This is a genomic window from Zoogloea dura (assembly GCF_012927165.1).
Classification (GTDB): domain Bacteria; phylum Pseudomonadota; class Gammaproteobacteria; order Burkholderiales; family Rhodocyclaceae; genus Zoogloea; species Zoogloea dura.
The window spans coordinates 255,668-269,144 of the sequence record NZ_JABBGA010000002.1; the positions used below are offsets into that span (position 1 = coordinate 255,668).

The 13,477-nt window shown below is 66.4% G+C and carries 11 protein-coding genes; 3 read left to right on the forward strand and 8 right to left on the reverse strand.

What is annotated here, in order from left to right:
* Positions 1 to 22: 22 nt before the first annotated feature.
* The gene (locus tag HHL15_RS04040) at positions 23 to 1,069 is read left to right on the forward strand and encodes an HD domain-containing phosphohydrolase (RefSeq protein WP_169144535.1); all 1,047 of its coding nucleotides are present in this window, start codon (positions 23 to 25) and stop codon (positions 1,067 to 1,069) included.
* Complete coding sequence (locus tag HHL15_RS04045) at positions 1,066 to 4,170, forward strand: hybrid sensor histidine kinase/response regulator (RefSeq protein ID WP_169144536.1); 3,105 nt, start codon at positions 1,066 to 1,068, stop codon at positions 4,168 to 4,170. The genes HHL15_RS04040 and HHL15_RS04045 overlap by 4 nt, the downstream gene beginning before the upstream one ends.
* Positions 4,171 to 4,220: 50 nt before the next feature.
* Here the strand turns inward: HHL15_RS04045 and gloA are convergent, their stop codons facing one another.
* The 6 genes from gloA to glyQ are packed head-to-tail and all read right to left on the reverse strand — an operon-like array spanning position 4,221 to position 9,660.
* Positions 4,221 to 4,604 carry a lactoylglutathione lyase gene (gene gloA / locus HHL15_RS04050; RefSeq protein WP_169144537.1) on the reverse strand — a complete coding sequence of 128 codons (384 nt, stop codon included), beginning with the start codon at positions 4,602 to 4,604 and terminating at the stop codon, positions 4,221 to 4,223.
* Between the two features lie 14 nt (positions 4,605 to 4,618).
* Positions 4,619 to 5,353, reverse strand: coding sequence for a M48 family metallopeptidase (locus tag HHL15_RS04055; protein ID WP_169144538.1), 735 nt, complete (start codon positions 5,351 to 5,353; stop codon positions 4,619 to 4,621).
* A complete protein-coding gene (locus HHL15_RS04060) occupies positions 5,350 to 6,102 on the reverse strand; it encodes a lysophospholipid acyltransferase family protein (RefSeq protein WP_169144539.1) in 753 nt (250 codons plus the stop codon). Before HHL15_RS04060 ends, HHL15_RS04055 begins: the two co-directional genes overlap by 4 nt.
* An 11-nt stretch (positions 6,103 to 6,113) precedes the next feature.
* A complete protein-coding gene (gene gmhB, locus HHL15_RS04065) occupies positions 6,114 to 6,647 on the reverse strand; it encodes a D-glycero-beta-D-manno-heptose 1,7-bisphosphate 7-phosphatase (protein WP_169144540.1) in 534 nt (177 codons plus the stop codon).
* 20 nt (positions 6,648 to 6,667) lie between these two features.
* Positions 6,668 to 8,752, reverse strand: coding sequence for a glycine--tRNA ligase subunit beta (gene glyS, locus HHL15_RS04070; RefSeq protein ID WP_169144541.1), 2,085 nt, complete (start codon positions 8,750 to 8,752; stop codon positions 6,668 to 6,670).
* A complete protein-coding gene (gene glyQ / locus HHL15_RS04075) occupies positions 8,752 to 9,660 on the reverse strand; it encodes a glycine--tRNA ligase subunit alpha (protein WP_169144542.1) in 909 nt (302 codons plus the stop codon). The genes glyS and glyQ overlap by 1 nt, the downstream gene beginning before the upstream one ends.
* A 250-nt stretch (positions 9,661 to 9,910) precedes the next feature.
* Here glyQ and HHL15_RS04080 point away from each other — a divergent pair, with 250 nt between their 5' ends.
* Positions 9,911 to 11,536: a methyl-accepting chemotaxis protein gene (locus tag HHL15_RS04080; protein ID WP_328824986.1), complete on the forward strand. Its 1,626-nt coding sequence runs from the start codon at positions 9,911 to 9,913 to the stop codon at positions 11,534 to 11,536.
* Positions 11,537 to 11,606: 70 nt separating this feature from the next.
* On the opposite strand, the gene HHL15_RS04085 is transcribed toward HHL15_RS04080, so the two are convergent.
* Both HHL15_RS04085 and HHL15_RS04090 read right to left on the reverse strand, forming a co-directional pair.
* Entirely contained in the window at positions 11,607 to 12,980 is a 1,374-nt protein-coding gene (locus tag HHL15_RS04085) for a TrpB-like pyridoxal phosphate-dependent enzyme (RefSeq protein ID WP_169144543.1), read from the reverse strand.
* Between the two features lie 70 nt (positions 12,981 to 13,050).
* On the reverse strand, positions 13,051 to 13,452 hold the full coding sequence (locus HHL15_RS04090) for a tellurite resistance TerB family protein (protein WP_169144544.1): 402 nt from the start codon (positions 13,450 to 13,452) through the stop codon (positions 13,051 to 13,053).
* Between the last annotated feature and the right edge of the window lie 25 nt (positions 13,453 to 13,477).

The window sequence follows — 13,477 nt, forward strand, 5'->3', positions numbered from 1 at the left end:
CAGTACGCCTATCGGAGCCTCCATGGCCATTGCGATCGTTGACGACACCCCCCTCAACCTCACGCTGATTCAGGCACTGGTCCGCAAGCTCACCCCCCCGGGCACCGAGATTGTCTGCTTCACCTCCCCGCTCGCAGGCCTGGACTGGTGCGCCAACCACGAGCCAGACCTGATCATCGTCGACTACATGATGCCCGACCTCAACGGGGTCGAATTCATCGAAGCGGTACGCAAGCAGCACCCGGCCGATGTCGTACCGATCCTGATGGTGACAGCCGCTCATGAGAAGGAGGTCCGCTACGAAAGCCTCGGTGCAGGGGCCAACGACTTCCTGACCAAGCCCATCGACCGCCACGAGTTCGACCCGCGGGTGCGCACCATGCTGACCCTCCGCGAGAGCCAGAAACGCATGCGCAGCTGGAACGACGACCTGCAGCAGGCCGTCCTGCGCCAGACCGCCGACATCGTGGCGCGGGAACGGGAAACCATCACCCGGCTGGCCCGCGCCGCCGAGTATCGCGACCCGGAAACCGGCGCCCACATTCTGCGCATGGCCCACTACTCGCGCCTGATCGCCAAGCGCCTGGGTGTGGACGAGGCGCTCTGCGACCGCCTGCTGAGCGCCGCCCCGATGCACGACGTGGGCAAGGTCGGCACCCCCGATCACATCCTTCTCAAGCCAGGCCGCCTCACCGACGATGAGATGGTCATCATGCGGCGCCACGCAAGCATGGGTCATGACATCCTCAAGGGCTCCTCGTCCCCCATGATCCAGCTTGCCGCCGAGATCGCCCTCACCCACCACGAGAAGTTCGATGGCACAGGCTACCCTGCGGGTCTGGCCGGCGACGCCATCCCCCTGATGGGGCGCATCGTCGCGGTGGCCGACGTGTTCGACGCCCTCACGTCCGCCCGCCCCTACAAGCCGGCATGGGAGATCGAGCGGGCGGTCGACTTCCTGAAGGAACAAAGGGGAGCCCACTTCGACCCTGCCTGCGTCGACGCCTTCCTGACAGACTGGCACGAAGTCCTGGAAATCCGCCGACGCTTCAAGGATGACGACGCATGAGGGGCCTTCAGCACCTGGCCGGACGCCTTGGCCTGCATACCCTCGGGCAGCAACTCACCCTGCTTTTTGCCCTCCTGCTGACCGTCTCGATCGGCGCCTATTCCGGCTATGTAAGCTACGAACAGACCAACTACGTGGAACGCCTGGAGCGCAGGCACGCCGACGAAATCGCCCGGCATCTCGCCGCCGCCCTCGAAGCACAGCTGGCTTCGGGCAACAAGGCGGGCATCACCGCGCATCTGCTCGGGCTCTCCGACGAGGCAAGGATTCTGCGCCTGACCGTCACGGACCGGCAGGGCTATCCGCTCGTCGATCTGAGCCGCAGCGACAACACCCAGCCGCTCACTCCGGTCAAGGTCAGCGACACACCGCTGCCCCTGCCGGACCAATCGCGCAAGGCCGCCAACTCCGCCACGAGGAGCGGGCTCGAAACCCTGGTTTCGTGGACAGGCATCGGCGAGCGGGCACCCCTGGGCTGGCTGCGCACCGAAGTTCAACCCGCCGCGGCAAGCAGCAACCTGACCCACATCCTGGAGGACAGCGCCTTCGCCGGGCTGCTCACCCTGCTCCTGGGCACCGCCGCCATCCGGGTCTTCCTGCGCCCGCCCCTGCGCAGCCTCGAACAGGCCACAGCCTTCGCCGAAAGCCTGGAGGGCAGCCAGGGCAGCACCCTGAATGAGTCGACCGCCGTGGTCGAGATCCGCAAATTGGTGGACGCCCTGAACTGGACCTCCATCCGCCTCTTCGACGGACAATCGGCCCTTGCCGCCAGCGAATCCCGCAACCGGGCCATTGCCGAGGCCGCCCTGGACAGCATCATCACGGTTGACCAGCAGGGCTGCATCCTCGAGTTCAACCCCGCCGCCGAACGGACCTTCGGACTCGCCCGGGCCAATGCGCTGCACCAGCCCGTCACCCAGCTCATCTTCCCCGAACGTCTCCGCGCCGACCACCAGGCGAAGCTGCAGGAGCTCCTGACCACCCCTGAGCCGGACACCCTGAGCCGCCGCATCGAAACGCTCGCCATCCGTGGCAATGGCGACGAATTCCCGGTCGAAATGGCCCTCGTCCCCCTGGAGGGAGAGGGCCACCGCTTCATCACCGCCTACCTGCGGGACATCAGCGAACGCAAGGAAGCCGAGCGCATCATGCGTGAAGCCAAGGAATCCGCGGAGGCCAACAGCCGCTCCAAGAGCGACTTCCTGGCCAACATGAGCCACGAGATCCGCACCCCCATGAATGCGATCCTGGGCATGACCGACCTAGCCCTGGAAACCCGGCTGGACGAAGAGCAGAAGGAATACCTGACCCTCGTCAAGACCTCCGCCGACTCCCTGCTCAACATCATCAACGACATCCTCGACTTCTCCAAGATCGAGGCCGGCAAGCTCGATTTCGAACACATCGACTTCAGCCTGCGCGACTGCGTGGCCCTGTCCGTCCGCACCCTGCAGCAGAGGGCCGCCGAAAAGGACCTGGAACTGAGCGTCACGGTCGCTCCGGACGTCCCCGACAGCCTGATCGGCGACCCGCACCGGCTGCGCCAGATCCTGATCAACCTGCTCTCCAACGGCATCAAGTTCACCAGCCTGGGCAGCGTCCGGCTCAGCGTTGCCAGCGGCGCCCCCTGCAACCAGGGGATGGAACTGCGCTTCGAGGTCACGGACACCGGCGTCGGCATTCCGCACGACAAGCAGGGCCTGATCTTTGAAGCCTTCTCCCAGGCCGACACCTCCACCACGCGCCGCTACGGCGGCACCGGGCTGGGCCTGACCATCTGCGCCCGACTGGTCCAGGCGATGGGTGGACAACTCGGCGTGACCAGCATGCCGGGCAAAGGCAGCACCTTCCATTTCACGGCCCGCTTCGACAAGGGTCAGGCCGTCGCCCAGGCCGACGACGGGCCCCAGCTGGAAGGGCTGCCGGTCCTGATCGCGGTGGACAACCCCGCCGACCGGAGCATGCTGACAGAGCTGCTCACCCAGTGGCGGATGGCCCCCGTCCCGGCCATCGATGCGTCCCAGTGCCGCCGCGCCCTGGGCGAAGCCGCCGCCCTGGGCAAGCCCTACCAGGTCGCCATCATCGGTACCCAGCTATCCGACGCTGAAGGCTTTGAGCTGGCCGCGGCCATCCCCCACCTCACCCATCCGGTCCCCAGCGTGATCATGCTCGCTGGAGAAGGACGCCGCGGCGACGGGGCCCGCTGCCGCGAACTCGGCATCGCCGCCTACCTCCCGATGCCGATCGAGGCATCGGACCTGCTCAATGCCATCCTGCTGTCAGTCGAGCTGCCGGAGGCCAGCAGCAATGACCGCCCCCTGATCACCCGCCACACCCTGCGGGAGCAACGGCGCCAGCTGAAGATCCTGCTCGCCGAAGACAACGTGGTGAATCAGACCCTGGCGACCCGCCTGCTCCAGAAGCTGGGGCACCAGGTTGAAGTGGCCAACAACGGCCAGGAAGCCCTCGACCTCCATGCGCAAGGCCACTTCGACGTGATCCTGATGGACGTGCAGATGCCGGTGATGGGCGGCTTCGACGCCACCGCGGCGATCCGCGCGCGGGAAGCCGCCGGCACGCCCTCCACCCCCATCATCGCAATGACCGCCCACGCCATGAAGGGCGACCGGGAACGCTGCCTGCAGGCCGGCATGGACGGCTACCTGTCGAAGCCGGTACACGCCCCCGACCTCGTCGAGGTGCTGATCCACCACGCCGGCTTGGGCGACCCTGCGCCCACCCCAGAGCCCGAGTCCGCCCCACCGAGCGGCCCTGTGTTCGATCGTGAAAAGGTGCTGGCCAACCTGGGTGACGACGAAGAGCTGCTGGAGCAGCTGCTGGACATGTACTGCGAGGACGAACCACGCATGCTGGCCAACGTCGAGGCCGCCGTGACGGAAGGCGACGCCGAGGGCCTGCACAGCAGCGCCCATGCCCTCAAGGGCGCTGTCTCCAACTTCTGCGCCACCCGCGCCCAGGCCAAGGCCCAGCAACTGGAACGGGCCGGCCGCGAGCGCAACATGGGCTCCACCCCTGCGTTGCTCGACGAGCTGCGGGCGGAACTCCTCGCCCTGCGCCAGGCCTTCGGCCGGGCGGCCTGAACGCCCCCGGAGAGGCGGCTGTTCAAGCCGCCTCTCCGGATTGCCGTGGATCAGGCTACCTGGATCAGCTCGATCTTGTAACCGTCCGGGTCCTCGACAAAGGCGATCACGGTGCTGCCGTGCTTCATCGGCCCCGCTTCCCGCACCACCTTGCCACCACGGGTCCGGATCGCGTCGCAGGCAGCGTAGGCATCCGGCACCGCCAGGGCGATATGCCCGTAGGCGGTACCCAGCTCGTAGGACTCCACGCCCCAGTTGTGGGTCAGCTCGATGACCGCCCCTTCCGACTCATCCTGGTAGCCGACGAAGGCCAGGGTGAATTTGCCCTCCGGGTAATCCTGGCGGCGCAGCAGGCGCATGCCGAGCACCTCGGTATAGAAGGCCAGGGAGCGATCGAGATCGCCGACGCGGAGCATGGTGTGAAGCAGGCGCATGGGAGGTCCTTGTATCAGAGCACGGGAAGGGCAGCACCCGCCTGGCGCAAGGCACGGCGGGCCGATGCATGGTCGGGGTAGAGCGACTCCACCACGGACCAGAATTTCGGGGAGTGGTTCATCTCCACCAGGTGAGCCACCTCGTGGGCCACCACATAATCGATCAACGGCAGCGGCAGATGGATCAGGCGCCAGTGCAGACGAATGCCGGTCCGGCTGCTGCAACTGCCCCAGCGGGTCCGGGCAGAAGACAAGCCAACCAGCGGCACCGGGCGCCCCAGGCGCAGGCAGTACTCCTCGACCCTGTTGCGGAACAGCTCCAGCCCGCGCTGCTGGAGGGCCTTGAGCAGCAGCGCGCGGGCGCTGCTGCCGGCGCGCAGGGCCAGTTCCAGGACAGGGCCGGATTCACCCAGTTTGATGCCCTCGTGCCACACGATGCGGTTACCACCCCGCCCGATGCGGAGCCGCCAGGGCAACCCCAACACCGGGATCTCCGCGCCATCGCAGGGCTCGCAGGATTCGGCGGGCGGCAATGCCGGCCGGGCCTGGAGCTGGTCCACGACCCAGTCCGCGTGCTTGCGGATGAAGGACTCGATGTCGCCGAGGCCGACCCTCAGCGGCACCCCCACGGTCAGCCCGCGATGATCGATGCGCAGCCCAAGGGTCTTGCGGACGCTGCGCCGCAGGGTGTAGCCGACCCGCTGGCCGGCCAGCTCGATCTCGCGGGACTCAAGGGCCGGCGCGCTCACGCCTGGGCCTTCTCCCGGGGCTTGCTGGAATCGCGGTAGTGATGGGGAAAGAGGCGGCGCATCTCGCCCTCGACCCAGGTTTCGGCCTTGCGGTTGATCTCCTCGGCGGACAGCCCGCGGGTATCGATGACCGGGCCGATGCTCACCACCACCTCGCCGGGGCGCTTGAAGAAGGCATTGCGCGGCCAGAACTCGCCGGCGTTATGGGCCACCGGCACCACTGACGTGCCGGTCTGAGCGGCCAGCCACGAGCCGCCGGCCTTGTAGCGCTTCTTGCTGCCGGGCGCCACACGGGTGCCTTCCGGAAAGATGGTGACCCAGAAGCCGTGGGCCAGCCGGTCACGCCCCTGCTCCTCGACCTGGGCCAGGGCATCCTTGCCGGCGGTCCGGTCGATGGCGATCATCGGCATCTGGGCAATGCCCCAGCCGAAGAAAGGAACCTTGTGAATCTCCCGCTTCATCACGAAGACCATGGGCGGGAAGATGTCCTGCAGCATGATGGTTTCCCAGGCCGACATGTGCTTGGACACGATGATGGCGGGCCCGGCGGGGATGTTCTCGGTGCCGATGAGACGGTAGGGAATGCCCAGCACGTGCTTGATCACCCAGGCCATGATGCGCGGCCAGCCCCGGATGATCTTGTGCCGGGTCTCCGGCCCGAAGGGAAAGGTCGCCATCCCGATCAACGCATAGAGCGGCGTGAATATGGCGAGGGCGAGCATGAACAGGAGGTTGCGGATCAGAACCACGGGCAGGGCTTTCAGGCAGTCAGTTCGGCAGCCACGGCTGCAAGGTCGGGATAGATCATGGTCCCGTCGGGCAGATCCGGGTCGAGCTGGGTCTTGGCGCCCTTGCCGGTCAGCACCAGGTAGGGTTTGCAGCCCACCGCCACGCCGGCCTGCAGGTCGCGCAGGCTGTCACCCACCACCGGCATGCCCTTGAGGTCGGCGTTGAAGCGCTCGGCGATCTCGAGGAACATGCCCGGCTTGGGCTTGCGGCAGGCGCAGGTGGAGTCGGCCGCATGGGGGCAGAAGAAGACGGCGTCGAGGCGCCCCCCCTTCTGGCCGATGGCCTTGACCATCTTTTCGTTGATGGCGTTGAGGGTGTCCATGTCGAACAGCCCGCGCCCGACCCCGGACTGGTTGGAGGCGACCACCACGCGCCAGCCCGCCTCGTTGAGGCGGGCGATGGCCTCGAGGGAGCCGGGAATGGGCTTCCACTCCTCCGGCGACTTGATGAACTGGTCGGAATCGAAGTTGATGACCCCGTCCCGGTCGAGCACGATGATTTTCATGGGCTACCCTCAGCAGGCCATCAGGCCGACAGGCGGGAGATGTCGGCAACCTGGTTCATCAGGCCGGCCAGCTGGTTGAGCAGGGCCAGGCGGTTCTGACGGACCAGCGGCTCCTCGGCCATCACCATCACCTCGTCGAAGAAGCGGTCCACCGCGGCACGCAGGCCGGCCAGGACGCGCAGCGCATCGGTGTAGGCTTCGTTCTGGAAGTGCGAGCGGGCCAGCGGCGCAACCTCGACAATGGCATGGAACAGGGCCTTCTCGGCCTCCTCCACCAGCAGCGCCACGTCGGGTTCGCCCAGCTCGCCCTCGGCCTTCTTGAGAATGTTGACGATCCGCTTGTTGGCTGCCGCCAGGGCTGCGGCTTCCGGCAGTTGCTGGAAGGCCAGCACGGCCTCGAGCTTGGGCACCACCAGGTCGATGCGGGTCGGCTTGAGCGCCAGCACCGCATCCACCACGTCCTGGGCATGCCCCGCGTCACGCAAGGTGTTGCGCAGGCGCTCGAGCATGAAGTCGTACAGCGGGCCATCCACGCCGACGGTCAGCACGCCCGGGTTGAAGGCCTCTGCAGCGTGCTTGATGAGTTCGGCCAGATCGAGGGGCAACGGGCCTTCCATGAGGATGCGCAGCACGCCAAGGGCCGCCCGGCGCAGGCCGAAGGGGTCCTTGTCGCCGGTGGGGATCTGGCCGATGCCGAAGAAGCCGGCCAGGGAGTCGAGCTTGTCGGCCAGGGCCAGGGCACGGCCGATGTTGCTGTCGGGCAGGGCATCACCGGCAAAACGCGGGCGGTAGTGCTGCTCGATGGCCTCGGCGACCACGGGCAGGGCGCCTTCCGCGAGAGCGTAATAGCGCCCCATGGTGCCCTGCAGTTCGGGAAACTCGCCAACCATGTCGGTCAGCAGGTCGGCCTTGGAGAGCAGCGCGGCGCGGTTGGCCAGGTTCTCGTCGGCGCCCAGCAGGCCGGCGATGCGGCGAGCCACGGTGGACATGCGCTCGACACGGTCGCCGAGGGAGCCCAGCTTGTTGTGATAGACCACCGAACCGAGCTTGACCACCCGGGGGGTGAGACCGGCCTTGATGTCCTGCTCGAAGAAGAAGCGGGCATCGGACAGGCGCGGACGCACCACGCGCTGGTTGCCGGTGATGATGTTGGACGGGTCGGCCAGCTCCATGTTGGACACGATCAGGAAGCGGTTGAGCAGCTTGCCTTCGGTGTCGAACAGCGGAAAGTACTTCTGGTTGGCCCGCATGGTGAGGATCAGGCACTCCTGGGGCACGGCCAGGAACTCCGCCTCGAACTCGCCGACGTAAACCGTCGGGTGCTCGACCAGCGCAGTCACTTCGTCCAGCAGGTCGGCGTATTCGCCAAGGGTGGCGTTCTGGCGGCCGGCTTCGGAGACCAGCTGCTTCTCGATGTTGGCGCGGCGCTCGGCGAAGTCGGGGATGATCTTGCCTTCGGCCAGCAGGGTCGGCTCGTAGGCGTCGGCGGTGGCGATGTCGATGTCGCCGCGGCTCATGAAGCGGTGGCCGCGGGTGGTACGGCCGGACTGGATGTCGAGCACACTGCCCGGCACCACGTCGGCACCGTGCAGCAGGGTCAGCTTGTGGGCAGGGCGCACGAAGGTGGCATCGCCGTCACCCCAGCGCATCACCTTGGGGATGGGCAACTGCCTGAGGGCATCCTGGACGATCCCGCCGAGCACTTCGGCCAGCTTCGCGCCAGCGACCGTGGAGGTGTGGAACAGGGCTTCGGCCTTGCCATCCATGCGGCGCTCGAAGCTGGCCACGGCGGACAGCGGGATGCCCTTGGCCTCCAGCTTCTTGCTCAGGGCCGCGGTGGGCTGGCCATCGGCGGTGAGTGCCACCGACACCGGCATGATCTTCTCTGTCACATCCTTCGGCGCGCCTTCGGACAGCACGCCGGCCACCGTGACGGCCAGGCGGCGCGGAGTGGCAAACCAGCGGGAGGCGCCATCAGCAGGCGCCAGGCCACGGCTGCGGAGGCCCGCCAGGATGCCATTGGCAAAGGCCTGTCCCAGCTTTGGCAGGGCCTTGGGCGGCAGTTCTTCGGTGAGCAGTTCAACGAGCAGGGTCGCGCCGGTCATCACGCGGCCTCCTTCTTCAGCATCGGGAAGCCGAGGGCTTCGCGGGAGTTGTAATAGGCCTGGGCCACTTCACGGGCCAGCACGCGCACGCGGCCGATGTAGGCGGCCCGCTCGGTGACGGAGATCGCCCCGCGGGCATCGAGCAGGTTGAAGGTGTGGGAGCACTTCATGACCATCTCGAAGGCCGGCAGCACCAGCGGCACCGCCAGCAGGCGCTTGGCCTCGCCTTCGTACTCGCCGAACAGGCGGAACAGCCACTCCACGTTGGAATGCTCGAAGTTGTAGGTGGACTGCTCCACCTCGTTCTGGTGATAGACGTTGCCGTAGGTGACCGGCGTGCCGTCGGGGCCGATGGACCACACCAGGTCGTAGACGTTTTCGACGCCCTGCAGGTACATCGCCAGACGCTCCAGACCATAGGTGATCTCGCCCAGCACCGGCTTGCAGCTCAGCGAACCGACTTCCTGGAAGTAAGTGAACTGGGTGACCTCCATGCCATCCAGCCAGACTTCCCAGCCCAGGCCCCAGGCGCCGAGGGTCGGCGACTCCCAGTCATCCTCGACAAAGCGGATGTCGTGGGCATTGGGGTCGATGCCCAGCGCCCGCAGGCTGTCGATGTAGAGCTCCTGGATGTTCACGGGAGACGGCTTGAGCACCACCTGGTACTGGTAGTAGTGCTGCAGGCGGTTGGGGTTCTCGCCGTAGCGGCCATCCTTGGGGCGCCGGGAAGGCTGCACGTAGGCCGCGTTCCAGTGCTCGGGCCCGATGGAACGCAGGAAGGTGGCGGTGTGGAAGGTGCCGGCGCCCACCTCGATGTCGTAGGGCTGGAGCAGGGTGCAACCGTGCTCGGCCCAGAAGTTCGAGAGGCGCAGGATGATCTGCTGGAAAGTCGGTTTTTGGACGGACATGGGTGCTCCGCGGCATGTTGCCGCGCGGATTGGGGCAAAGCGCGGATTTTACTGGGTTTCTGCGGACAGGGCATGTTCCGCGGTCGGAGCAGGCTCGCTGAGCCTGCTCCGACCGTCGCATTCTGCAAAATAAGGTGTCAAGAAAATGCACACCCGATCCGTAAATAAGCAAACACAAATAAAAGCCGGCGTTCCCCAATGACTGGTGTGTGACCCGTAGACAGCGGGATTTGATGGAGAGGAACTCATCGTGAACCTGGCAAACCTGCGCGTTTCGACGCGCATGCGACTTCTTGTCGCCCTTACCCTGATCGGCCTGATCGTCCTGTGTGGTGTCAGCCTCGCTCACCTGCGCGGCAGCATGATGGACGATCGCAAACTGCAGACCCAATACTTGGTGGAGAGCACGCGGGGCATCCTCGAGCACTTCCACAAGTTGGCCCAGGCCGGCACCCTACCTGAGGCGGACGCCAAGAAGGCGGCCACCGAAGCCATCCGGTCCATGCACTATGACAAGACCAACTACCTCTTCATGGTGGACACCAACAACCGCTACATCCTGATGCCCCCCAAGCCGGAAAGGGAAGGCGGCGATGCGAGCGGCTTGAAGGACGCCAACGGCAAGGCCATCATCGTCGAACTGGTCAAGGCCGCCAACGCTGGCGGCGGCTTCGTGGACTACCTGTTTCCCAAGGCCGGCGAAGAGCAGCCGCAGCCCAAGATATCCTATGCCGCCCCCTTCACCCCCTGGGGCTGGATCCTCGGCACCGGCATTTACGTGGACGATGTGGACCGCCAGTTCCGCTCCATCGCCGCCCTGCTCGGCGGCATCTCGGTCGTCCTGCTGGCAACCCTGGGCATCGTCGGCTGGCGGGTCAGCGCCAGCGTGACCAACCAGCTGGGCGGGGAACCGCAGAACGCCACCCAGGTGATGCAACAGGCGGCCGCCGGCGACCTCACCGCCTCGGTGGGCAGCGCCCGCGAAGGCAGCATGCTGAAAGCCCTGGCCAACATGATCGGCACCCTGCGCACGATGATGGGCGAGATCAACAGCGGCGCCAATCAACTGGTCACCAACGCCGACCACATCAGCCGGGTCTCCAGTGAGGTGGCCGACGCAGCAGTACGCCAGTCCGATGCCACGGCCTCGATGGCCGCCGCCATGGAAGAGCTGACGGTGAGCTCCAGCCATATCTCTGCCAGCGCCCTTGAAACCGAGGAGAACTCCCAGGAGGCCATGCGCCTTGCCGCCGAAGGCAGCGAGCGGGTGGGCCAGGCCTCCAGCGCCATCAAGCGCATGTCCGAAACCGTGACCAGTGCATCCAGCCGCATCCTGGCCCTGGAGGAACGCATCGGCCAGGTTTCCTCCATCGCCAACGTGATCAAGGAGATCGCCGGCCAGACCAACCTGCTGGCCCTCAACGCCGCTATCGAAGCAGCGCGGGCCGGCGAACAGGGCCGCGGCTTTGCGGTGGTCGCCGACGAAGTCCGCAAGCTGGCCGAACGCACCTCCTCGGCCACCACCGAGATCGAGCAGATGATCGTCGGCATCCAGGACGACACCAGCAGTGCCGTCGGGGCCATGAATGCGGCCCTGCCGGAAGTGGACCAGGGTGTCGCCCTCGCCGCCTCCGCCGCCGAGGCCCTGAAGGCCATCGAGGAAGGCGCCCGCCAGACCCTGGTGCGGGTCCGCGAGATTGCCGAAGCCACCCGCGAGCAAAGTGCCGCCAGCACCTCCATCGCCCAGCGCGTGGAGGAGATCTCGTCCATGGTGGAATCCACCTCCGAGAGCATCCGCGGCGCAGCGGATGCGGCCATCGGTCTGGAGCAGATTGCCGGCAACCTCAAGGATCAGATCGCCCGCTTCCGGGTCTGACCCATAGCGAAAGACAAAACGGCGCGGGCCCCGGCAAAGGGGCCCGCGCCGTTTTTACGGCAGAACAGGCTCAGGCGTCGACCTGGGGCAGTCCGGCCAGGGCCATGGCCAGTTCCTTCTCGTCGTAGGCCTGATCCACCAGCTTGCCGGAGAGGTAGTTGGTGTAGGCGGTCATGTCGAAATGGCCGTGACCGGACAGGCAGAACAGGATGGTCTCGCTCTTGCCTTCGGCCTTGCAGCGCAACGCCTCCTCGATGGCCCCACGGATCGCGTGGGTGGACTCGGGCGCCGGCACGATCCCCTCAGTGCGGGCGAACATCACCCCGGCCTCGAAACAGTCGGTCTGGGTCACGTTGCGGGCCTCGATCAGGCCGAGCTCCTTGACGTGGCTGACCAGCGGCGCCATGCCGTGGTAGCGCAGGCCGCCGGCATGCAGGCCCGGCGGCGTGAAGTCGCTGCCCAGGGTGTGCATCTTGACCAGCGGGGTCAGGTGGGCCGTGTCGCCAAAGTCATAGGCATATTTACCGCGACTCAGGGACGGACAGGCCGACGGCTCCACGGCGACGATGCGGCGCTTCTTGGCGTTGGGGCCGCCGCGCAGTTGCAGGCCGATGAAGGGGAAGGCAATGCCGGCGAAGTTGGAGCCGCCACCCACGCAGCCCACCACCACGTCGGGATCGTCGCCCGCCATCTCCATCTGCAGGATGGCCTCTTCGCCAACGATGGTCTGGTGCAGCAGCACGTGGTTGAGCACTGACCCCAGGGCGTACTTGGTGTCGTCGTTCTTGGCGGCCACCTCGACGGCTTCCGAGATGGCGATGCCGAGGGAGCCGATGTGGTCCGGGTGCTGCGCCAGCACGGCGCGGCCATACTCGGTTTCGTTGGACGGAGAGGCGATGCAGCGTCCGCCCCAGGTCTCCATCAGCGCCCGGCGATACGGCTTCTGGTCGTAGGACACGCGCACCTGGAAGACCGTCACGTCCAGCCCGAACAGGCCGCCCGCATAGGACAGGGACGAACCCCACTGGCCCGCACCGGTTTCGGTGGACAGGCGCTTGACCCCTTCCTGGGCGTTGTACCAGGCCTGGGGCACGGCGGAGTTGGGCTTGTGGCTGCCGGCGGGAGAAACGCCCTCGTACTTGTAGTAGATCTTGGCCGGCGTGCCGAGCAGCTTTTCGAGGCGGCGGGCGCGGAACAGGGGGCTGGGGCGCCACTGGGTCAGCACGTCGCGGACCGGCTCGGGGATGTCGATCCAGCGCTCGGTGGACATCTCCTGGGCAATGATGGCGCTCGGGAAGATCGGCGCCAGGTCCGACGGCCCGAGGGGCTGCAGGGTGCCCGGATGCAGCGGCGGCGGCAGCGGCACCGGCAGGTCGGCGGCAATGTTGTACCAGGCCTTGGGCATGCGGGATTCATCGAGCAGATACTTGATCTGTTCGCTCATGGCGATCCTCCTTGATTCGTGTTGGTCTTGTAAGTACGAAAAACAGGCCCGCATCACGCGGGCGGCACGCTCAGACTGCGGCCAGATCCTCGAGGGCGATGTCCCAGCGGCTCATCAGGAAGCGCAGCAGGCTCTGTTCGCCTTCACTCACGCTGCCATCAGTCTTGGCGATGATCAGCATGGCGGACAAGGCCACCCGGCGCAGCGCAGGGTCGGTGATGTCGTCGGCCAGGCGGGCGAGGCGATGGTCCTCAAGCAGGAACACCCGCTCCTGCTCGGCTTCGTTGATCACGTCGCGGCAACAGTCGAGCAGCACCTGGATCAGGGTGTCACGATCCACGCCGAGCAGCGCCGCGGTGTCGTTGTGCTTGATCCAGTCGACTTCCCGGTTGTCCAGGCGGCCGTCGGCAAGGATGGCCATGGCCACGAGGCGGGCCAGGGCTTCGGGACTGTTCTGAGAATATGAGCGCATGATTCGGAACTTCGGATAAATGGGC

What these genes read in the sequence shown, in the direction of transcription:
- HHL15_RS04090 (WP_169144544.1), bottom strand. Translation starts at nt 13,452, where the DNA reads ATGCGCTCATATTCTCAGAACAGTCCCGAAGCCCTGGCCCGCCTCGTG.
- gloA (WP_169144537.1), bottom strand. Translation starts at nt 4,604, where the DNA reads ATGCGCCTGCTTCACACCATGCTCCGCGTCGGCGATCTCGATCGCTCC.
- HHL15_RS04085 (WP_169144543.1), bottom strand. Translation starts at nt 12,980, where the DNA reads ATGAGCGAACAGATCAAGTATCTGCTCGATGAATCCCGCATGCCCAAG.
- gmhB (WP_169144540.1), bottom strand. Translation starts at nt 6,647, where the DNA reads ATGAAAATCATCGTGCTCGACCGGGACGGGGTCATCAACTTCGATTCC.
- HHL15_RS04045 (WP_169144536.1), top strand. Translation starts at nt 1,066, where the DNA reads ATGAGGGGCCTTCAGCACCTGGCCGGACGCCTTGGCCTGCATACCCTC.
- glyQ (WP_169144542.1), bottom strand. Translation starts at nt 9,660, where the DNA reads ATGTCCGTCCAAAAACCGACTTTCCAGCAGATCATCCTGCGCCTCTCG.
- glyS (WP_169144541.1), bottom strand. Translation starts at nt 8,752, where the DNA reads ATGACCGGCGCGACCCTGCTCGTTGAACTGCTCACCGAAGAACTGCCG.
- HHL15_RS04040 (WP_169144535.1), top strand. Translation starts at nt 23, where the DNA reads ATGGCCATTGCGATCGTTGACGACACCCCCCTCAACCTCACGCTGATT.